Origin of the sequence: Mycobacterium sp. IS-1742 (assembly GCF_001500125.1) — a bacterium.
Taxonomy (GTDB): Bacteria; Actinomycetota; Actinomycetes; order Mycobacteriales; family Mycobacteriaceae; genus Mycobacterium.
The window spans coordinates 1-20,955 of the sequence record NZ_LQIV01000004.1 but is presented as its reverse complement, the minus strand read 5'-3'; the positions used below and the strand labels follow the sequence as shown (position 1 = coordinate 20,955).

19 protein-coding genes are annotated in these 20,955 nt (G+C 69.5%); 2 read left to right on the top strand and 17 right to left on the bottom strand.

From position 1 onward, the window contains the following. Positions 1 to 5: 5 nt before the first annotated feature. Genes AU196_RS03705 through AU196_RS03690 form a run of 4 tightly spaced genes read right to left on the bottom strand, consistent with a single transcriptional unit; the run spans position 6 to position 4,475 of the window. Entirely contained in the window at positions 6 to 1,067 is a 1,062-nt protein-coding gene (locus tag AU196_RS03705; protein WP_059093747.1) for a pyridoxal phosphate-dependent aminotransferase, read from the bottom strand. After that, entirely contained in the window at positions 1,064 to 2,077 is a 1,014-nt protein-coding gene (locus AU196_RS03700) for a 3-oxoacyl-ACP synthase III family protein (RefSeq protein WP_059093746.1), read from the bottom strand. The genes AU196_RS03705 and AU196_RS03700 overlap by 4 nt, the downstream gene beginning before the upstream one ends. Positions 2,078 to 2,086: 9 nt before the next feature. Next, positions 2,087 to 2,752 (bottom strand): DUF8713 domain-containing protein, encoded by a 666-nt coding sequence (locus AU196_RS03695; RefSeq protein ID WP_059093745.1) that lies wholly within the window; start codon positions 2,750 to 2,752, stop codon positions 2,087 to 2,089. Further along, positions 2,733 to 4,475, bottom strand: a complete 1,743-nt coding sequence (locus AU196_RS03690; protein WP_059093856.1) for a thiamine pyrophosphate-binding protein — start codon at positions 4,473 to 4,475, stop codon at positions 2,733 to 2,735. Before AU196_RS03690 ends, AU196_RS03695 begins: the two co-directional genes overlap by 20 nt. Before the next feature lie 1,036 nt (positions 4,476 to 5,511). Here AU196_RS03690 and AU196_RS03685 point away from each other — a divergent pair. Then, positions 5,512 to 6,846, top strand: a complete 1,335-nt coding sequence (locus AU196_RS03685) for a cytochrome P450 (RefSeq protein WP_059093855.1) — start codon at positions 5,512 to 5,514, stop codon at positions 6,844 to 6,846. On the opposite strand, the gene AU196_RS03680 is transcribed toward AU196_RS03685, so the two are convergent. The 7 genes from AU196_RS03680 to AU196_RS03650 all read right to left on the bottom strand — a co-directional run bounded on the left by AU196_RS03680 (position 6,803) and on the right by AU196_RS03650 (position 14,632). Beyond that, the gene (locus tag AU196_RS03680) at positions 6,803 to 8,479 is read right to left on the bottom strand and encodes a long-chain-fatty-acid--CoA ligase (protein ID WP_059093744.1); all 1,677 of its coding nucleotides are present in this window, start codon (positions 8,477 to 8,479) and stop codon (positions 6,803 to 6,805) included. The genes AU196_RS03685 and AU196_RS03680 overlap by 44 nt on opposite strands. Positions 8,480 to 8,553: 74 nt before the next feature. Beyond that, the gene (xerD, locus tag AU196_RS03675) at positions 8,554 to 9,510 is read right to left on the bottom strand and encodes a site-specific tyrosine recombinase XerD (RefSeq protein WP_059093743.1); all 957 of its coding nucleotides are present in this window, start codon (positions 9,508 to 9,510) and stop codon (positions 8,554 to 8,556) included. After that, positions 9,510 to 10,127 (bottom strand): NUDIX domain-containing protein, encoded by a 618-nt coding sequence (locus AU196_RS03670; RefSeq protein ID WP_059093742.1) that lies wholly within the window; start codon positions 10,125 to 10,127, stop codon positions 9,510 to 9,512. Before AU196_RS03670 ends, xerD begins: the two co-directional genes overlap by 1 nt. After that, a complete protein-coding gene (gene pyrG / locus AU196_RS03665; RefSeq protein WP_059093741.1) occupies positions 10,120 to 11,892 on the bottom strand; it encodes a CTP synthase in 1,773 nt (590 codons plus the stop codon). The genes AU196_RS03670 and pyrG overlap by 8 nt, the downstream gene beginning before the upstream one ends. Positions 11,893 to 12,017: 125 nt before the next feature. Next, complete coding sequence (locus AU196_RS03660; protein ID WP_059093740.1) at positions 12,018 to 12,959, bottom strand: copper transporter; 942 nt, start codon at positions 12,957 to 12,959, stop codon at positions 12,018 to 12,020. 9 nt (positions 12,960 to 12,968) lie between these two features. After that, positions 12,969 to 14,153 (bottom strand): putative cytokinetic ring protein SteA, encoded by a 1,185-nt coding sequence (gene steA, locus AU196_RS03655; protein WP_059093739.1) that lies wholly within the window; start codon positions 14,151 to 14,153, stop codon positions 12,969 to 12,971. A 98-nt stretch (positions 14,154 to 14,251) separates the two neighbouring features. Continuing rightward, positions 14,252 to 14,632, bottom strand: coding sequence for a VOC family protein (locus tag AU196_RS03650; RefSeq protein ID WP_059093738.1), 381 nt, complete (start codon positions 14,630 to 14,632; stop codon positions 14,252 to 14,254). 62 nt (positions 14,633 to 14,694) lie between these two features. Between AU196_RS03650 and AU196_RS03645 the strand changes: the two genes are divergently transcribed. After that, on the top strand, positions 14,695 to 15,264 hold the full coding sequence (locus AU196_RS03645) for a TetR/AcrR family transcriptional regulator (protein WP_059093737.1): 570 nt from the start codon (positions 14,695 to 14,697) through the stop codon (positions 15,262 to 15,264). Positions 15,265 to 15,267: 3 nt separating this feature from the next. On the opposite strand, the gene recN is transcribed toward AU196_RS03645, so the two are convergent. Genes recN through AU196_RS03615 form a run of 6 tightly spaced genes read right to left on the bottom strand, consistent with a single transcriptional unit; the run spans position 15,268 to position 20,871 of the window. Beyond that, positions 15,268 to 17,031: a DNA repair protein RecN gene (recN, locus tag AU196_RS03640; protein WP_059093736.1), complete on the bottom strand. Its 1,764-nt coding sequence runs from the start codon at positions 17,029 to 17,031 to the stop codon at positions 15,268 to 15,270. A gap of 5 nt (positions 17,032 to 17,036) precedes the next feature. Beyond that, positions 17,037 to 17,960, bottom strand: a complete 924-nt coding sequence (locus AU196_RS03635) for an NAD kinase (RefSeq protein ID WP_059093735.1) — start codon at positions 17,958 to 17,960, stop codon at positions 17,037 to 17,039. After that, positions 17,957 to 18,766: a TlyA family RNA methyltransferase gene (locus AU196_RS03630; protein WP_059093734.1), complete on the bottom strand. Its 810-nt coding sequence runs from the start codon at positions 18,764 to 18,766 to the stop codon at positions 17,957 to 17,959. The genes AU196_RS03635 and AU196_RS03630 overlap by 4 nt, the downstream gene beginning before the upstream one ends. Positions 18,767 to 18,772: 6 nt before the next feature. Continuing rightward, complete coding sequence (locus tag AU196_RS03625; protein ID WP_197415698.1) at positions 18,773 to 18,946, bottom strand: hypothetical protein; 174 nt, start codon at positions 18,944 to 18,946, stop codon at positions 18,773 to 18,775. 13 nt (positions 18,947 to 18,959) lie between these two features. Next, positions 18,960 to 19,976, bottom strand: a complete 1,017-nt coding sequence (locus tag AU196_RS03620) for an HAD-IIA family hydrolase (RefSeq protein WP_197415697.1) — start codon at positions 19,974 to 19,976, stop codon at positions 18,960 to 18,962. A 1-nt stretch (position 19,977) separates the two neighbouring features. Then, the gene (locus tag AU196_RS03615; protein WP_502687206.1) at positions 19,978 to 20,871 is read right to left on the bottom strand and encodes a tetratricopeptide repeat protein; all 894 of its coding nucleotides are present in this window, start codon (positions 20,869 to 20,871) and stop codon (positions 19,978 to 19,980) included. Between the last annotated feature and the right edge of the window lie 84 nt (positions 20,872 to 20,955).

Genomic DNA, 20,955 nt, shown 5'->3' with positions numbered 1-20,955 from the left:
CGCCGTCACCTCCTGCCGCGCAACGCGGTCAGTACGGCGCCGGTGGACGCCCGGCCGCCCACGGTGATGCGGACACCGCCGTCGGCGCAGTGTTTGACCCGGACGCCGTCGGCGCCGTCGAAGACCTCCGGCCACGGTCGGTCGCCGACGGGCAGGTACACGAAGTTGGCGTGCCCGTCGATGCTCGTGACGCCCAGCGACCGCAACCTCGTGCGGAGGTTGCGACGTTCCGACGTGATCAGGCGGATCCGTTGTCGCAGTTGGTTCTCGGCCCGGTAGGACGCGGCGACGGCCACGAGGCCGGTGCTGGCAATCCCGAACGGTAGCTGCATCGCCCACAGTTCGGCGGTCAGGCCCCAGGAGCCGATGCCGTATCCGATGCGCAGTCCCGCCAGCCCGTAGGCCTTCGAGAAGGTCCGCAGAACCAGCACGTTGGGGAACCGCTCGATGAGGTCGACGGCGTCGATACGCCACTGTGGCGCAACGAACTCCACATAGGCCTCGTCGAGGATCACGATGGTGTCGCCGGACAACCGGCTCAGGAAGCTCTCGAGCGCCGCGGCGCTCTCCACGGTGCCGGTCGGGTTGTGCGGCCGGCAGATCACGACGAGCCGGGCACCCACCGCCGCGTCCGCCATCGCGTCCAGATCGTGGTGTCCGTCACCGAGCAGGGGAACCTTCTCCACCTGGAGTCGGGTCATCGCCGAGGCGATGGTGTACCCCTCGAACGTCGGCACCGGCAGGACGATCCGGTCCCCGGGCGAGGTGAACGCGTGCATGACCTGCACCAGCACCCCGGTCGCCCCGGCTCCCACGACGACCTGCTCGTCGGGTACGGCGATGTGGCCCGCGATCAGATGCCGCAGGGTTTCCGGGAGGAACTCCGGGTATCTGTTGACCGCCTCGATCGACTCGATCATCGCGGTTCTCACGGCGGGTAGCGGCGGGAACGGATTCTCGTTGAGCGACAACGCCATCGGGTTCACCGCCGTGGGCAGCGCGAGGATCGCGGGCGGCACCGGCCCCGATGCCGACGACGCGGGGCCGGGTTCGGCGACGAGGGTCATGCTGTTCGACCGCCCCAGCGCACCGCCGCGGCGCCGGCGAAGTCACCGGCGTGCGCGAACGCGGCCATCAGCACCGTGTCGCCGTGTTTGAGCTGTCCGTCGCTGATCGCGCGGTCCAGGTTCATCGGGATCCCCACTGCGAACAGGTTCCCGCATTCGTCGAAGGTGTCGCGGTGCCGTTCCTTCGGCAGCTCCAGCGCATCACGCCAGTTGCGCAGGAACACCCGGTTGGGCTGATTGGTGACGAACAGGTCGAGTTCGGAGGGCTTGATCCCCAACCGGTCGCACACCGCGAACGACACCTCGGGCACCTGGCGGTTGCCGCGGGCCAGCACCTTGGTGATCTTGGCTTCGGTGAACCCGATGCACCCTTCTCCCGGGCCGGGCTGCCACCATTTCCGGAACGGTTCGATCGAGATCGTCATGTCGCCCGCGTATTCGCCGTAGGTACGGCACTCCACGTCGAGCACGGGCGATTCGTCGGACAGCGTCACCAGACCGACGGCGGCGCCGTCGCCGGGCACGCACGACTGGGCCTTCTGGCGGGTGAGGGGCTGATCGAAGATCTGCCCGGCTGCGTTCTGCGCCAACGCGATCAGCGCGGTGCGTCCTTCCCCGGCGAGCATGAGCGTGCGGGCCAGCTGCAGCGCGAGGATGAACGCCGCACACCCGCCGTTGTGCAGATCGATCACCGTGCGCGGCTTCATGCCGAGACGGTGCGCCATGCCGCCGCCGCCCCCGTAGAACGGCATGTCCGGCATCTGGGTGTGGGTGATCAGGATGTCCACGTCGGCGATCGTGTCGTGTCCGTGCCGCTGCACCAGACCCGAGGTCGCGCGTTCGACCATGTCGACGGCCGTCTCGTCCTCGGCCACGTGGTGGCGGAACTTGGGCGCCCGGAACATCAGGTGTTCACGGAGTTCGTCGGCGCTCGCGAAGCCGGCGTAGTACTCCGCACTGATGGGGTCGCCGGGAAGGTAGGTCGAGACGTCGACCAGGCTGACGGTCATCTGGGCCCCTCAGTCCATCCAGGCCGGTTTGATCGGCAGGCCGTGGTGATGGCGGTATTCGGCGATCGCCTTGAGATTCTTCAGCTCCAGTAGGTGCCCGGCGCCGAACATGTCCCAGAAGTCGCCCACCCACACCGGCCGTTCCGGCGGGGCCGTCTCCGGGTAGGGGTTCTTGTCGTAGAACGGGTGGTGGCAGTTCGTCCACAGCACCACCGAGCCCGGCTTGTCGAGGACGACCCGCGCGTCGACGACGCGCATCAGGTAGATCATCCACAGGTGCTTGCCCTGGTCCCAGGCGCAGTGGTAGTCGACCGTCCCGGCCTCCCGGTTCGCCACGGTCCTCGTGTAGATCTCGGTCTCGGAGCCGAGCCGGTCCCACGCCAGCCAGAGCCCGTCCTCCTCGGTGGGTTCGAACCCGCGCAGGCTGTAGGTCCACTCCTCGAGGCTGCGCGTGTCGGACAGGTACTCGAACAGTTGGTCCGGCGGACAGTCGACGTAGCTGTTGACCGTGCAGAAGTCGCCGAACACCTCGTCGTGCGGATAGACCGACCGCATCATGTCCATGATGATCGGGGTGGCCTTCTCGCGCGGCGACGTCTCGATACGGATCACGCCGTCGATCGGCCCGGTGCTACCGGTGTGGGTGACGATATCGTCAAGCGCTGGCAGGGACATCGATCGGTTCCTCCTCGTGGATGGCGGGCGGGGTGGTCGTTCTGGCAACCGCCAAAAACGGTGCGAAGGGCGGCATTTCGTCGGCCGAGCACTCGACCGAGACGACCGAGGGGCCGTGGGCGGCCAGCGCCGAGGTGAGCGCATCGGCGAGGCCGGTGACATCGGCGACGTCGACCGACGGAAGGTTGGGGAACATGGCACGCAGCCCCGCGCCGAGGTGGCTGGCCGTGAACCTGTTGTAGCTGTAGGTGCCGTCGTAGTAGAGCTGCTCGCGCGTCACGCACATCGCGTGGGCGTTGTTGTTGAACAGCACGAATGTCACCGGGAGCCGGTGCTGGATCGCCGTGTGCATCTCGAGACCGTGCATGAAGAAGGATCCGTCGCCCGCGACGACCACGGTGCGTCTGCGCCGGCCGAAGGCGACGCCGATCCCGGCGCCGAAGCTGTAGCCCATCCCGCCCATGCCCAGCGCCACGATGAACCTGCCCCGCCTGCGGACGGGAAGATGGTGAACGGCTGCGGCGCCGGTGTTCCCGGCGTCGACGACGATGTCGACGTCGGCGGGCAGCAGCCGGTCGAGGGCCTTCATCGCGTCGCGGTAGCGCACCCCGTCTCCGTCGAAGGCAGGCGGCGACAACTCCTCCTGCGGGATCGTGTCGGCCACCTGCAGTCCGCGCGGGCGCCCGTGTCCGATCAGCCCGCGGGTCAGTTGTGGCAACGACGCACGCAGATCATCGCTGTGGATGTGGGTGCACGGGACGAAGGGTGGCGCCGAACCGATCGACAGGGTGCGGGTGCCGGCCAGCGCGGTGTCCAGATTCGCCCGCGCCGTCACCGGGAGGCGCGTCCCCACCAGCAGACACATCGCGCTCTCCCCGATGGCCTCGGCGGTGCCGGGGTGTCCCATCACGCCGGTGACCCCGACCAGCGACGAGGAGCCCATCCCGGGTGTGCCCGCGGCGTCCTTCGCATCGGGGGTGACGGCCACCCGCGCGCGCAACACGGCCCGCAGTTGTTCGAGTTCTGCGCGGGCGTCGTCGCGGACCACCTGTTCGCCGACGACGATCGTGACGGGTCCGTCGACCTTGCGCAGCGCCCGGACGATCGGATGCGGATCGCCGATTTGCCTCGACACCGGGAATCGTGCGGGCCGCTCGGCCGGGCGCCGGCCGGCGAGCACAGCCTGCTGAACGTCCTTCGGCAGCAGAAGCACCGCCGGCCCGCCGGAGAAGGCGGCGCGCACGGCACGTGGCAGTGCGGTGAAGATGTCCGCGGGTTCGGTGATCCGCTCGCAGAACACCGACACCGCGGAGAACAGCGCGACGGCATCCAGCGACCCGTTGCACCCGCTGGTGTCCTGGAAGCTGCCGCGGCCGTCGAGCGTCAGCGGCGGCTGACCGACCAGGGCAAGCACGGGCACACGGCTGGCCAGCGACTCCCCCAGCCCGGGAACCAAGTTGAGTGAACCGCCGCCCGAGGTCGCCATGACGACACCGAGCCCGGCGCCGCTGCGGCTGTACCCGTCGGCCATGGCGGCCGCCGAGAACTCGTGCTTGGCGAGCACCGCGGTGACGTCGCGGTGGAAGTGGGCCGCGTCGTAGACGTCCTCGATGTTGGCGCCGTCGACCCCGAAGAGATACCTGACCCCACCCGCGGCCAGATGGTCGACGATGTGATCGACCACGCGCGAGCGGGGCGCCGCACCGACCGCACTGCCTTCCATCGCCAGCCCCGCTTTCTTCGCCACCCCGCCGCGGACCGCGGCCCCATAACGCCGATCGCCTTCTATGACTGGGATACGTTACGCCGCGGCCGAAAGGTTCAATGCCCGTCCTGCGCAATTTCTCGCGAATCTTTTCCTTATCAAAGACGGTGTCGTTGCGCGCCACATCGGCGAACGTGTTCACCTGCCGATTCTGCAATACAGGCAAATTCGCGAGCCTGGAATTCAGCGCCCGCCGTGACGTCCTCGCAGACAGCCCCTGTCGAGCCCACGACGCCCGCCCGCACGCCCGTTCGCATACACAGCAACGAAAGTTGATCACCGTGAATCCACAGAAGCACCGTCTGTACTGCGGGTAAGTCCCGACCGCCTATCGTGTCACCCTTGCGCCCGCAAAGGCGGGTCCTACTGCACACCGCTGTCCACCCGGGGCACGCACCGTAGCGTCGCCGGCGCGGCTCGCCAGGTTGCTGCGCCGCCTCGCAAACTGACCTTGTGTTGCATACTGGTATTGCTACCCGCCATTCGCCACCGCAATAAACAAAGAAACGACATACACAATGAATAGTGATTTACAAATAAGTCAATTACACAATTGTGAACACGTTTATCGGCGATCCAGTGCCGATCACGACGGCGCAAATACGACTCCGCGCTCTGTACGGGCCTCGGGCGCCGGGGCCCTCGCCACGACTCCTGTCGGCGCCGGCGACCCTGCGTGGCCGCGATGGTCGTGGCCGCCGTCGGAAATCCACCCCGCAGGCGACCGACCAGCGCGAACACGGATCAGGGCAATCGCCTGCCGAAGGGACGCGGGCCGGGCCACCCTTGAACGGCAGAGAATCGGCGGCGGCACGGGAGCGGTGATGCGAACACGCGGAACTTCCTCGCCGACTGCGCGCAGCAAACGCGCGAGTTCCTCGCTGTTGTGGGTGCGCAAACGCCGCCCGGCACCACCGGACGCCACCCGCTCGACCTGCCTCCGAGCGCACCGCGGCGCCTTTAGCGTGTCCCGGAGAAGTGAGGGAACGCCGTGGTGAGGCTCAATTCCGTCACCTCTCCGGCTGCGTTTCTGCGCGCCGCAAGAGCCGCAACAGATCCGGTCGGGTACTTCACGAGTCGTGCCGACGACCAACGTCCCTTCGAGCTGCACTTCCCCGGCCTGGGCCGGGTCGTGTTCCACGGAACGGCCGACGCGGCGCGGGATGTCTTCACCGCACCCTCCCACTCGTGTCGCGCACCGCTGCCCAACCCGATCGAACCGGTGGTCGGTGCGGCCTCGTTGATCCTGCTGTCCGGTGAGCAGCACCGCCGCGAACGCGCACTGCTGACTCCGGCGCTTCACGGCGAACAGGTCAAGAGGTATGCCGATGTGATCGCCGCGGCAGCGTCTGCGCAGACCCGCGCGTTGCGGCCGGGACAGTCGGTCGACGTCTACGACCTCGCCGTCGACATCACCCTCGACGTCGCCATCCGCGTGGTGTTCGGCGTCGCCGATCCAGCCCGGCGCACGCGATACACCCGCGCGGTCAAGGATCTGCTCGCGGCCAACACCGCGCCGCTGATGCTCGTGCCCGCCTTGCGCCGCGATCTCGCCGGCGTCGGGCCCTGGGCGAAACTGCTGCGGCTCCGCGACGAGCTCGACCGATTGCTGTCGGAGGACATGGCGACGCGCCGACCGTCCGCATCGTCCGGCGGGGACATGCTCGATCTGCTGTTGTCGGCCACCGACGACGCAGGACGCGGACGTACCGACGCCGAGACGCTCGACCAGCTGCGCACCCTGCTCGCGGCCGGTCACGAGACCACTGCCTCGTCACTGACCTGGGCGCTCTACCACGTGCACCGTGACGAAACGGTGCGCACCCGGCTTATTGCCGAAATGGACTCCTGTGCAACACCTTCGGAGATCGCCGCGCTGCCGTATCTGGGCGCGGTGGTCAAGGAGGTCCTGCGGATGCACCCACCGGTTCCCATCGTGCTCAGACGGCTGACCCAGCCGCTCGCCGTCGCGGGAGTGGCCCATCCGGCCGGACGGGTGGTCGGCGTGGCCCTCCACGCACTGCACTTCAATCCGGCGATCTGGTCCGAACCCCACCGGTTCGACCCGGACCGGTTCCTGACCCACCGCCCCACTCCGTTCGAGTACGCGCCGTTCGGCGGCGGGTACCGGCGCTGTATCGGTGCCGCGTTCGCCACCTCCGAACTCGCGATCGCGCTCGGGACGATTCTGTCCGAGCTCGAACTGCGGATGCCGCTGGGCGAGGACACCGCGACTCCCCCACGCAGCGTCACGCGCGGTATCGCGGTGGCGCCCGCGGCGACGATCAGGCTCGAGGTGACGGCGCGTCGGAGTCCGTGTCCTCCGTGATCCCGGGGAGCGTGTGCTCGCGGTACTGCTCGCGCAGAGCGGTTTTCAGCAGTTTGCCGGTGGCGGTGTGCGGCAGTTCGTTGACGACGACCACGTCGTCGGGCAACCACCACTTCGCCACCCTGCCTGCGAGGTCGGCGAGGAGTTCCTCGCGGTCGATCCGCTGACCCGGGCGCGGTACCACCAGCAGGAGCGGGCGTTCGTCCCACTTCGGGTGCGGGATCCCGATCACCGCCGCCTCGCCGACCGTCGGGTGCGCCATCGCGGCGTTCTCGAGGTCGATCGAACTGATCCACTCACCCCCGGATTTGATGACGTCCTTGGCGCGGTCGACCAGGTGGACGTAGCCGTCGGGGTCGATGGTGGCGACGTCGCCGGTCGGGAAGAACCCCTCGGGGTCGAGTTTGTCGCCGCCTTCGCCCTTGAAATAGCCGCTGGCGATCCACGGGCCCCGGACGTGCAGGTGCCCGAACGCCTTACCGTCCCACGGCAGCGCCCGGCCGTCCTCGTCGACGATCTTCAGGTCGACGCCCCACACGCCGCGGCCCTGTTTGAGCTTGACCGCAGTCTGGTCCTCGCGCGGCAGCCCGGCGTGCTTGGGCAACAGCCTGCTGATGACGCCGATGGGGCTGGTCTCGGTCATCCCCCAGCCTTGCAGCGCGGTCGCGCCGAAATCCCGTTCCAGGCGCTCGAGCATCGACTGGGACAGTGCCGCACCGCCGACGCCGGCCAACTGCAGACCCACCTCGTGGGCGTCGATCTCGGGGTGCTCGTCGAGGTAGGCGAACAACATCGTCCACACCGTCGGCACACACGCCGCGAACGTCACCCGCTCGCTGCGCATGAGGTCGTAGACGCTCTCGCCGTCGAGGTGCGGGCCGGGCAGCACGAGTTTGGCGCCGGTCATCGCCGCGGCGTAGGGGGTACCCCAGGCGTTGGCGTGGAACATCGGCACGACCATGAGGAGGGTCGTGCCGCTGTGGATGTCGAAGGTGTCGCGGGACAGTTCCATCAGGGCGTGCAACACCGTCGAACGGTGCGCGTACAACACACCTTTCGGGTTCCCCGTGGTCCCCGAGGTGTAGCACAGCGACGAGGCGCTTCGCTCGTCGAATTCCGGCCACACCAACTGCGTCGACTGGGCCCCGACCAGGTCGTCCCAGCACAGCAGGTTCGGCACGTCGATCGTCGGCATGCTGGCGCGATCGGTCATCACGACGAAGCTCTCGACCGTGTCCAGTTGCGGGGCAAGGCGTTCGACGAGCGGAGCGAACGTGGTGTCGAAGAACAGTGTGCGATCCTCGGCGTGGTTGACGATGTAGGCGATCTGTTCGGGGAACAACCGGGGGTTGATGGTGTGCAGCACTGCGCCGACGCCGGACACGCCGTAGTACATGGCGAGGTGCCGGTCGCTGTTCCAGGCGAGTGTGCCGACCCGGTCACCGGCGCCGACACCCAGTTCGGCCATCGCGTTGGCGACCTGTTTGGCGTGGTCGCGAAGCTCACTCCAGGTGCTCCTGCGGATCGGCCCCTCGGGTAGCCGCGACACGATCTCGGTGTCGGCATGGAACGTGGCCGCATGCTCGATCAACGACGAGATCAGCAGCGGACGGTCCTGCATCAAGCCGTCCATAACGCCTCCTCCTCCCGCACGATCGTGGCACCGATGCCGGGCAAGAAGGCGGTTACCGCGTAAACCGGTGCAGATCACCGGGCCCGCGGATGCGCTCCCGCCCACACCTCGCGCAGCGCGTGCACCGTCACCATGGTGTAGATCTGCGTCGTCGTGACTGAGGCGTGCCCGAGCAGTTCCTGCACGACGCGCACGTCGGCACCGCCGTCGAGCAGATGTGTCGCGAACGAGTGTCGCAGCGTGTGCGGGGACACCGCAGAGGTGATCCCGGCCCGTTCGGCGGCGTCCTGGAGCACCTGCCATGCGCTCTGCCGGGACAACCGCCCACCGCGGGCGTTGAGGAAGATCGCCGGGGTGCCCCTGCCGCGGCGGGCCAGATCCGGCCGCCCCCGCACGAGATAGGCGTCCAGCGCACTCACGGCCGGCCGGCCGATCGGCACGAGTCGCTGTTTGCCGCCCTTGCCCCTCAGCAGCACCGAGCGCGCATGCGTGTCGACGTCGTCGATGTCCAGGCCCACCGCTTCGGAGATGCGTGCGCCGGTGGAGTACAGCACCTCGAGCAGTGCGCGGTTTCGCAGGGTCAGGGGGCCGTCGGTCTCGCTGTCACCCCCGGCCCCGTCGAGGAGCGCGAGGACCTCGTCGATCGACAGGCTCTTGGGCAGCCGCCGGCCGGGGGTCGGCGGTTTGACCTCGCGGGCGACGTCGACGTCGGTCAGCCCCTCGGCGGCGGCGAAGCGGTGCAGGCCCCGGACCGCGATCAGCGCCCGGGCCGCCGACACCGCCGACAGCGCCTGCGTGCCGGTGTCGGGGTCGCCGCGACGCAGCGCGACCAGGAAGTCGCTGACATCGGGTTCGGCGACCTGCGCGAGGTCGTCGATCCCGCGGGCGGTGAGGTGCTCGGCGTAGCGGCGCAGGTCCCTGCGATACGAGCTCAGCGTGTTCGCGGCGACGCCGCGCTCGATGGTCAGGTGGTCGAGGTAACCCTGCAGCTGTTCGTCGAGCACCGACCGTCGAACAGCCGAGGTGGTCATCAGTGACCTTTCCGCCGGGCGAAGGCTCGTGGCCGGTCGGCCCACTCAGCGTCGACCGGGCGCAGCGACTCGACGTCCCCGAGCGCGTGCACCGCCAGGATTCCCGCCACCGCAATCGAATTGACGATCTCTCCGGACAGCACCATACGGACGGCCTCCGACAGCGGCACCCGCTTGACGATCAGGTCGGCTTCCTCGTCGTGCGCCTCGGGCCGGTCGATCTCGCTGAGGTCCGTCGCGAGGAAGACCCGCACGCTCTCGTCGCTGAACCCGGGCGCGGAGTCGAGGTCGACGAGGACCCGCCACTGCGCCGCGGACAGACCCGCCTCCTCCTGCAGCTCCCGCGCCGCGGTCACCTGCGGCGGTTCGCCGCCCATGTCGAGCAGTCCCGCGGGCAGCTCCCACAACCGGCGGCCGAGCGGGTGACGGTACTGGTAGACCAACGCGATGTTGCGGTCGTCGTCGACCGCGGCGATCGCCACCGCGCCGTAGTGCTCGACGACCTCGCGGCGGGCGGTGTTCCCACCCGGCATCCGCACCTCGTCGGCGCGCAACGCGAAGATGTTGCCGACGTAGACGGTCTCGCTGGTGATGATCTCGAAGTCGTGCTCAGCCACGAGACGCGGGTTCTTGCAGCAGCTGCCCGGCCGACCTGTCTGAGTTCTCGTGGTGTTCCACACCGTTGGACCGCTGCTCGGGGATCTCCACCGGCAGCCGCTCGGCGGCCTTGTAGTCCAGCGCCGCCCCGATGAAGGCGGCGAACAGCGGGTGCGGACGGGTGGGCCTGCTCTTGAGTTCGGGGTGCGCCTGCGTGCCGACGAGGAACGGATGGGTGTCGGGGTCGTACTCGACGAATTCGACCAGATGGCCGTCGGGCGAGGTCCCGGAGAAACGCAGTCCGCTCTCGGCGATGCGGTCGCGGTAGCTGTTGTTGACCTCGTAACGGTGCCGGTGCCGTTCGGAGACCTCGGTTGCCTGATACGCCCGCGCGACGATCGAGTCTTCTTGCAGCACAGCCGGATACGCGCCCAACCGCATGGTGCCGCCCAGATCCGCCTCGCCGGCCACGGCGTCGCGCTGGTCGGCCATGGTCGAGATGACCGGGTCGAGGGTGTCCGGATCGAACTCGGCGGAGTTCGCGCCGGTGATGCCGACCGAGCGGGCCGCCTCGATCACGATGCACTGCAACCCGAGGCACAGGCCGAGCACCGGCAGGCCACGCTTGCGGGCGTAGGTGATGGCGCCGATCTTGCCCTCGATCCCCCGGATGCCGAACCCGCCGGGGATCAGCACCCCGTCGACGTCGGCCAGTGCCGCGGCCGCGCCGCCGTCGAGTTCACAGTCGTCGGAGGCCACCCACCGCATCTCCACCTTCGCGTGGTGGGCGAAGCCGCCGGCGCGCAGCGCCTCGGTGACCGAGAGGTAGGCGTCGGAGAGGTCGATGTACTTGCCCACCAGGGCGATCCGGACCGTCTCGTGCGGTTCGTGCACCCGCTTGAGTAGGTCGTTCCACTGCGTCCAGTCCACATCCCGGAACGGCAGGTTCAACCGCCGAACCACATAGGCGTCGAGTTCCTCACGGTGCAGCACCTTGGGGATGTCGTAGATCGACGGCGCGTCCGGCGTCGAGATCACCCCGTCGATGTCGACGTCGCACATCAGCGCGATCTTGTTCTTCAGCGCCTCGGGCACATCCCGGTCGCAGCGCAGGATCAGGGCGTCCGGCTGGATGCCGATGCTGCGCAGCGCGGCGACCGAATGCTGCGTGGGTTTGGTCTTGAGCTCACCGGAGGGCGCCATGTAGGGCACCAGGGAGCAGTGCAGGAAGAAGCAGTTCTCGCGGCCGACTTCGTGGCGCACCTGGCGCGCGGCCTCGAGGAACGGCAGCGATTCGATGTCACCGACCGTGCCGCCGACTTCGGTGATCACCACGTCGGGGCGGTGGCCGTGCTCGTCCGGTGCGGCCATCGCCAGGATGCGGCTCTTGATCTCGTCGGTGATGTGCGGGATCACCTGCACGGTGTCACCGAGGTACTCGCCGCGGCGTTCCTTGGCGATCACCGACGAATAGATCTGACCGGTGGTCACGTTCGCGGAGCCCGACAGGTTCCGGTCGAGGAACCGTTCGTAGTGGCCGACGTCGAGGTCGGTCTCGGCGCCGTCCTCGGTGACGAACACCTCACCGTGCTGGAAGGGGTTCATGGTGCCGGGATCGACGTTCAGATAGGGGTCGAGCTTCTGCATCGTCACCTGCAGGCCCCGGGCGGTCAACAACTGTCCGAGACTCGAGCCCGTCAGACCCTTGCCCAGGGAGGACACGACGCCACCCGTGACGAAGAGGTGCTTCGTGGCCGTTTGCGGATGCTTGCGTAGCGCGGGCAAGAACTACCTCCGTGACGACGGGCAGGGCTTACTTTTCTAGGCTTTGTCCTAGCTTTGGGGCCTGCCGACCCACGGAACCCCACCTTAACACCGACTCCGACAGGTCGTCGGTGGCGCGCCGGGCCTCACTGGGCGAGCGTGACCGACCCCGCCCCCTGCCCGACTCCGTACTGGCCGGGCCGGGCGCCGCCGATCAGATCGGCCAGCGCGAGCACCGTGGTGATCCGTCCCGATTCGGTGTCCACGTCGTCAACCGTGCTGACCGCGCTCGCCAACGCCGTGTCCGACCTCGTCACCGCGACCGCGCCGGTGCCCGAGGCGGACCCGTCCCGGCCCACCAGGACGGTGCCGGATCCGTGTTCGGCAAGCCCGGCCGCGAACCGCGCCACCGTTGCCCCGCGGTTGCCCGCATCGTCGCCGAGGGCGCCGCCGGTGACCACGAGCGCCGTGTTCGCGGCGCGCACGGGTTCGGCGCCGAAGGTCAGGAACCCGGTGTCGCGCAGCGCGGTGAGCACGGTGTCGCGTTCGCCGTCGCTCACGACCGGTGCCGCCGGGTCCTTGTCGAGCAGCAGGGCGATGCCGAGCAGATCCCCGGCCTGTGAACCCTGATCGACCGAGGCGGTGCTGAGTTGCTTTCCGGCGGGCAGGATCGGCGAGTTGACCACCGACAGGAGCTTTTCGGCGGAGTTGGCCTCCACGAACTCCTGGGTGAGTGTCACCGTGCCGCCGACCGTCCCCCCGGCCTGTCCGATCGACCGGGTCAGCGCGTCGACGTCGTCGTCGGAGGCGTCCGGCGTGCGGAACAGCACCACCGACTTGCCGCCGAGAGTGTCACGAAGGACACGCGGGGCGATCTGCGCGTCGAATTCGTCTGCCGCGCTGAGCCGTTGGTTCAGTGCGTTCTTCTCATCGGTGAGCACGTTGATCTGGTTCTGCAGATCCTGCTTGTCGTCCTGCAGGCCGGACAACACCGTGTTCGACAACAGTCCCGATCCCAGCGCGACACCGATGGCCAACGCCAGGAACACCGCCGCCAGCGAGATCGCGTGTGCGCGCAGGGATATCACCGTGACCGCCTAACTGACCAGGCCCTGGGCCCAGAGCACCAGCTGATTCCAGTACTGCTGGATCCACTCGATGACCGCGGCGTCGGCCCGTGAGACCCACAACGCCGCGATGACCGCGACCAGCATGGCCAGGATGAGCAGCGCGATCGCGCCGCCGGACACCCGGCTGCGGTACAGCGTCGCAACGGCTTTCGCGTCGACGAGCTTCTCCCCCACCTTGAGGCGGGTCAGGAACGTCGACGGGTTGCTGCGCTGACGGTTGCGATCGAAGAACTCCTCGATGCTGGCGGTGTGACCGACCGTGACGATCAGCGACGCGCCATGGTGATCGCACAGCAGCAGCGCGAGGTCGGCGGCCGAACCCGCGGCCGGGAACGTCATCGCCCCCACACCGAGGTCCTGGATGCGCTCCAGACCCGCGGCGTGACCGTCGGCGTCGGCCGGCAGCACCACCTGGGCGCCGCTGCGCAGCACCTCGGCGCTCATGCGGTCGGGGTCGCCGACGATGAGGGCGGGACGGTATCCGGCCTTGCGCAGGATGTCGGCACCGGTGCCGACTCCGACCAGCACGGGCTGGTACTCCTTGATGAACGGTTTGAGCGCCTTGAGATCGTCGGCGGCGTGCGGTTCCTCGGCGACGATCACCACGTGGCGGCGGTTGAGGTCGACGTCGATGTCCGGGATGCCGATACCGTCGATGAGCAACGGGCTCTCGCTGCGGATGAACTCGATGGTGTTGCCCGCGAAGGCCTCGAGGTGCGCGACCAGCCCGCTCTTGGCCTCGTGCATCAACTCATGGATCTCGTGGTCGGTGCGCTCGCTGCCCGCGATCAGGCGCCGGTCACCGGAGTAGACGCCGCCGTTGTGCAGACGCACCCGGTGGCCGTCCTTGACCTTCTTGAAGACCTCGGGGCCGGTTTCGTCGATCAGCGCGATCCCGTTGGCCACCAGCACCTCGGGCCCGAGGTTGGGATAGCGCCCGGAGATCGACGGGGACGCATTGACCACGCCCGCCACCCGGGCCTCCACCAGTGCGTCGGCCGTGATCCGGTCGAGGTCGAGCGCGTCGATGACCACGATGTCACCGGGGCCGATGCGCCGCAGCAGCCGGTCGATGTCGCGGTCCACGCGGGCGGTGCCGGTGATTCCCGGCCGTGAACTGGCATTACGGGTGAGCAGCGCTGACATCTTCATGTCGGCGATTCTGTCGGCGAACCCTCAAGTAGAGGTGGAGGCGCGCCGTAACATCTGCCTCAGAAGTTACGTTCTGTCACATGCGTCCCACGTCGTGGTCAGCCGAAGGCCTCGAACAGTTCCACCTTGTTGCCCGCGGGATCGAGCACGAGTGCCTGTCTGCCGCCACGGCCCGTGACGATGTCGCCATGGACGCGCACACCGCTGCGACGCATGTCCTCCACCGCGGCGGCGAGATCGTCGACCTGGATCTGGAAGCGGTTCCACCCGCCGGGTTCCGGTCTGTCGCCGGGCACCGGCGAACGACCCGCGCCACCGCCCCCATCCGGGGAGTTGAGTAGGAGGCAGAGGTCCTCCCGGACGATCATCGCGAAGCCCGGACCGGGTCTCATCCGAACCTCGAACCCCAGATGCCGGGTGTAGAAGTCGACCGCAGCGTCGACGTCGTCGACGATGTAACGAATACGCGTCTCGGTCATCTTCGCACCTCCTGGGGGTTACGATACGCTCATGTCTCGCTATAGAACAGAACTGTTTCACGGTGGTTGAGCGCCCGCCCGACCCGCGCGTCGAGCACTCGCGCCGAGTCATCTGCCGCGCGGCACTCGAGGAGTTCGCCGCGTCGGGATATGCCGGGTTCCGCATGGACGCGGTGGCGACCCGCGCAGGCGTGGGGCGCAGCACCGTCTACCGGCACTGGCCGGACAAGGCGGCGCTGCTCACCGACGCTCTTCGCACCCTCAACACCCAACCCGACCCGGCGTCGGCCATCCCGGCCGGCACCTTTCGGCAGCGGATCGAACTGCTGTTGACCCACCTGGCCGGCGCGCTGTCCGACTCCGCGGTGTCGGCGGCCATCCCGGCGCTGATCCATGCCGCCGATGTGGACACCGGCATGCGCGCCCATCTGCACGCGTACTCGGCACAGCGCCGCAGGCGGTTGACCGACACCATCGCCGAGGCGGTGCGAGCGGGTGAGGTGCGGTCTGTGGATCCGGACTCGGCGTCGCTGGCACTGTCCGGCGCCGTCTTCTACCGGTGTCTCATGACGGCCGACGCACCCGACGCCCGCTTCATCTCGACCCTCGTCGACACCGTCCTCGGACGCTGACGATCAACGGGCGTCGGCGGCCTCGGCCCGCGCGGCGTCGAGCAGCTCCCGTGCGTGGGCCCGGCCGCTGTCGCTTTCACCGAGCCCCGCCAGCATGCGGGCCAGTTCGGCGACCCGGTCGTCATCGTCGATGCGGCGGACCACACTGGCCTTGCCCCGCCCACCGCTGTCGACCACCAGGTGGGCGTCGGCGTACGCGGCGACCTGGGGCAGATGCGTGACGACGATGACCTGGTGGGTGCGGGCCAGCCGAGCCAGGCGCCTGCCGATCTGGACGGCGGCGCGACCCCCGACGCCGGCGTCGACTTCGTCGAAAACCATGGTGGTGCCCTCCGCCGAGGCGGCCAGCACGACCTCGATCGCGAGCATCACCCGCGACAGCTCGCCGCCCGATGCGCTCTTCGACAGCGGCAGCACGTCGGTTCCGCGGTGCGCGGCGAACCCGAAGTCGACGGCGTCGACACCGTCGTGACCGGCGTGCACGACGACGCCGCCGGGCAGCGTCAGCGGCGCCGAGTCGTCGGCGCGGACGGCCAGCGGCGCGACGCCGACCGTGAACTCCGCCCCGGCCATCGCCAGACCACCCAGCTCGGCGGTAACCGCCTTGGCCAGCCCCTTCGCGGCCTTGAGCCGGGCCTTGGTCAGATCCGCCGCCGCCGCGACGACCTCCGTTTCGAGCTCACCGACCCGCCGTTCCAACCCGGCCAGCGCCTCCTCCGACACGTCGAGCTGGTCGAGCCGTTCGCGGGACTCCTGCGCCCAGGCCAGCACCCCGTCGATGTCGGCGGCGTATTTGCGTGTGAGCGTGCGCAGTTCGGCCTGACGCGCCAGCTTGGTCTCGAGGGTGCTGGCGTCGGTGGGCAGCGCGCCGAGGTATTCGCCGAGCTCACCGGCGACATCCCCGATCACGGCGACCGCCTCGGCGAGTTGGGCGGCCAGTGACCGGAGGGTGGGTTCGTCGGTTCCCTCGAGTGCTGATTTCGCCTGCGCGGCGAGGCTGGCCGCCGACAGCGCGTCCCCGGTGGGGTCGTCGTCGGCGCCCGTCAGCGCCGAGCGCGCGGTCAGGGCGGCCTCACGCAACGCGTCGAGTTCCGAGAGTCGCCGGATGTCGTCGACGAGGGCGTCGTCCTCCCCCGGCGAGGGGTCGACGGCGTCGATCTCACCGAGTCCGAACTTGAGCCGGTCGGCCTCCTGGGCGAGTTCGCGCTCGCGCCGCCGGCGGTCGGCCAGGTCGCGGCGGGCGGTGAGCCATTCGTCCTTCGCGGCGCGGTAGCGGCGCAGCGGTTTGTCGACCGCGGCGAAGCGGTCGAGGGCTGCGCGCTGTTCGTCGGGCCGCATGAGACGCAACTGGTCGTTCTGGCCGTGCAGCGTGAGGAGTTCGGTGGTGAAGGTGCCCAGCGACTTCGCCGGGACGCTGCGGCCCCCGAGGTAGGCCCGTGACGGTCCGTCCTTGCTGACCGAGCGAGCGGCGATGACGCTGCCGTCGTCGTCGCGTTCGGCACCCGACGCGTCGAGCAGGTCGTCGACGCGGCGCGCGACGTCGTCGCCGAGGTCGGCGGTCGAGAACCGGCCCTCGACCACGGCGCGCTCGGCGCCCGACCGGACGCGGTTCGGGTCGGCGCGCGCCCCGCCGAGCAGGTGCAGCCCGGTGACCACCATGGTCTTGCCTGCTCCGGTCTCACCGGTGAGCACGGTGAGACCGCGGTCGAATTCGGCGGTGGCAGCGCTGATCGCGCCGAGGGACTCGATGCGGATTTCCGACAGCACGTGGGTTACTGCCCCCGCCAGCCGGTGACGGGGAGCCGGAACTTGCGCACCAGACGGTCGGTGAACGGTGCGCTGTCGAGGCGGACCCACTTCAGCGGCGTCCCGCAGCGGGTCACCTCGAGCCGCCCGCCGGCCGGCACCACCATCTCGCGGCGGCCGTCGCAGAACACCAGGGCGTCGTGTCCACCGGCTTCGATCTCGATCGCGATCGTGGCGTCCGGGCTGGTCACCATCGGCCGGGCGAACAACGCGTGGGCATTGTTGGGCACCACCAGAATCGCCTCGAGGTCGGGCCACAGCACCGGCCCGCCCGCCGAGAACGCGTACGCGGTGGAACCGGTCGGGGTCGACACCAGCACACCGTCGCAGCCGAACGCCGACACCGGCCGGCCGTCGATCTCCACGACCACGCCGAGCACGCCCAGGCGCGGGCCCTTCTCGAGGCTGGCCTCGTTGAGCGCCCAACCCCTGGTGAGGAGGTGCCCTTCCGCGCGCACGGCCACGTCGAGGGTCATCCTCTCCTCGACGCGGTAGTCCCGGCGGACGACGTGGTCGAGCACGGCGTCGATCGCCTCGGCCTCGGCCTCGGCCAGGAACCCGATGCGTCCGAGGTTCACCCCGAGCACGGGGATCTCGACGTTGCGGGCGAGTTCGGCCGCGCGGAGGAAGGTGCCGTCGCCGCCGAGTACCAGCACGAGCTCGCACCCTTCGGCGGCCCGTTCGTCGGCGTCGACGACGTCGATGTCGACGCCGAGCGCGCGCATGTCGTCGGGCGACAGGTGCACCGGACCCCGGTCGACTGCCTCGGCAGCCAGAACCCGAAGGCCGATGTTGTTGTCGCTCAGCACCTTCTGCACCCGTCGGGCGACCTCGGTGGCATCCTCGCGTCCCGTGTGAACCACCAACAGGATGGTGCGTTCAAACGTCATTGCGGTCCTTCCGTGACGGCGCGCCGCACCGCCTGCTCGAGGTCGTCGCCGCCCAGCCCGCTGTCCGTGCGGGCCCGCAGCCACAAGAAGTATTCGACGTTGCCCGACGGGCCCGGCAACGGGCTCGCGGTCACGCCGACCGTCTGCCAGCCGAGCCCCGCCGCCCTGGCCGCCACGGACAGCACCGACTCCGCGCGCAACTCGGGCGCGGAGACGACGCCACCCGCGCCCACCCGGTCCTTGCCGACCTCGAACTGCGGCTTCACCATGGGAACGATATCGGCGTCGGGCGACGCGCATGCGGTCAGCGCGGGCAGAACCGTCGCCAGCGAGATGAACGACAGGTCCGCCACCACGACGTCGACGGGGCCGCCGATCATGTCGGGGCCGAGTTCGCGCACGTTGGTGCGCTCGACGACCACCACGCGAGGGTCCGAGCGCAGCGACCACGCCAGCTGGCCGTATCCGACGTCGACGGCGACGACCTCACGGGCGCCGCGGTCGAGCAGCACCTCGGTGAAACCGCCCGTCGACGCCCCGGCGTCGAGTCCGCGCCGACCCGTGACGTCGAGGCCGAAGGCGTCCAGGGCCCCGATGAGTTTGTGCGCGCCTCTCGACACCCAGGATCGTTCGTCCGCGGTGTCGACGGCGATGTGCGCGGTGACCGCGACCGCGGTCGCCGGTTTGGCCGCCGGCATACCGTCGACCGTGACCCGGCCTGCGCCGATGAGCTCGGCGGCCTGTTGACGCGACCGGGCCAACCCCCGGCGGACCAGCTCGGCGTCGACTCGTGCGCGCCGCGTCACGAGCGCTCAGCCCTTCTCGACCGCCGCCAGCGCCTGCACGAGCAGATCGTGCGCCTCCTCCAAGCGCGCGGCGACGGTGTCGATATCGCTGTCGGCGAGGTCACCGGCGTGATCCGGTTCGGGCAGGTCGGCGAGCAGGGCCGCGACCTGGATACGAAGCTGATCGGGGTCGTTACTCATGTCGACAGCCACGCTAGTCGATCGCGTCGCTGAGCAGCGACCAGCGCCGCAGCGCGGCGGCCGCGGTGTCGTCACCCGCGCGCACCGCGAACGGTGTGCCCGCCAGCTCCGACCGCCAGACCACGTGCGCGGTCGCGCGCAGCACCGACAGGTCGTCTCCTCGGTCGGCGCCGTCCGCGTGGACGGTCACGCCCCCGTCCTCCACGTCCACACGCCAGCCCGGATGTGGACCCACCCGCAGATCGTCGGCCGGCGTCTCGAGCGAGCGCAGATCCTCCGCGATGTAGTCGGGCCGCTCCCGAGGCACCGCGCGCAGCACCTCGTCGGCGGTGCTGACGCCGCTGAGCACCATCAGGCTCGGCAGGGAGGCCGCAATGGCGCCGGCGATGTCGGTGTCCAGTCGGTCGCCGATCACCAGTGGCGCCTGAAAATCCCCACGGCTCAGGGCATCTCGCATCAGCGTCGGCTGCGGCTTGCCGGCCACCTGCGGTTCGCGCGCGGTCGCGGCCTGCAGTGCGGCGACCATCGAACCGTTGCCCGGCAACAGTCCCCGCTCCGACGGCAGGGTCAGGTCGACGTTGGCCGCCACCCACATCGCGCCCGCGCGCAACGCCAGCGCCGCCTCGGCGAGGTCCGCCCACGCCGTTTCCGGGTTGTGGCCCTGCACGACGGCCGCGGGGTCGTCGGCGAACTGCCGGACCGGGGTCAATCCCACGAGAGCGACCTCGGCCGCCAGCGCCTCGGTCCCGACGACCAGCACCCGCGCGCCTGCGGAGAGCTGACCGGCGAGCAGATGGGCTGCGCTCTGCGCACTGGTCACCACGTCGTCGGAATCCGCCGCGAACCCCAACTCGACGAGATGGTGCGCGACGTCGCCGGGGCTGCGCGAGGCGTTGTTGGTGACGTAGAGGACCCGCGCACTGAGTCCGGCGAGGCTGTCGACGGCACCCGTGGTCGGCTCATGACCGCGAAACACGGTGCCGTCGAGGTCCAGGAGCAGACAATCGTGTTGCTGCACAAGGCTTGTCACGTCAGCTGAGTTCCGTTATCCGGTCCTCGGCGTCGGTGACGCCTTCCACGTCGGCGGCCGCGGCGTTGAGGAACCACTGCAGCGCATCCTGGGTGCGGCCGAGCGCGAGAAGCGTGTCGGCGTAGACGTAGAACAGCCGGGCGGCGGTCGGCCCGCGCCGCGACGGATCCAGTTGCGGCGTGGACAGCACGGCGAGCGCCTGTTCGAGTTGTCCGAGGTCCGACCGGGCGCCGGCCACGACGATCTTGAGCTCGTCGGCGTCGTCGCCGGTGAGCTGATCGGCTTCGGGGCCACGCGCCAGCTCGATCGCGCGTTCGGGGCGTCCGACGCCGCGTTCGCAGTCGGCGATCAGCGGCAGCAGCGGGGACTTGCTGCCCATGCGGCGGGCGGCCCGCAGTTCCGCGAGTGCCTGCGCCCAGTCGCCGCAGTGGTAGGCGGCGATCCCGACCGCTTCACGCACCGCGGCGATCCGGCCGGAGCGGGCGCGGGCGGCGCGGGCGTGGGCAAGCGCAGCCTCGGGATCGTCGTCGAGCAGTTCACCCGCCGCGACGAGGTGCCTCGCGACCGCGTCGGCGGTGTAGCGGTCCAGAGTCGTGAGTTCGCCGCGGATCTCGGGCGCGAGTTGCTTCGCCTCGATCTCCGGGGGAATCGGGGGGCCGTCGAATCGCGGTGTGTCCGATGCGGTTCGGGGCTGCGAGGAGCGGGCACGGTGGGGACCGGAGGTCCGCGGCGCGGCGCGCTGATCGCGGGGCCGGCGGGGCCCACTCGAGTTCGACGTCCGCCGCGGGCGACGTTCGTCGCGTCCACCCGGCTGCCTGTCCTCGCTCACGTATACCTCTCGCTGTCGCCCCGCCGCGAGTTTACGTGCCGGCGTGAATTGCCGACAATTCGCCATTGATGAAAGAAATGCCTCGGCCCTCCGATTGTGGTCGGAGGGCCGAGGGGAAAGGGTGTTCGGCGGTGTCCTACTTTTCCACCC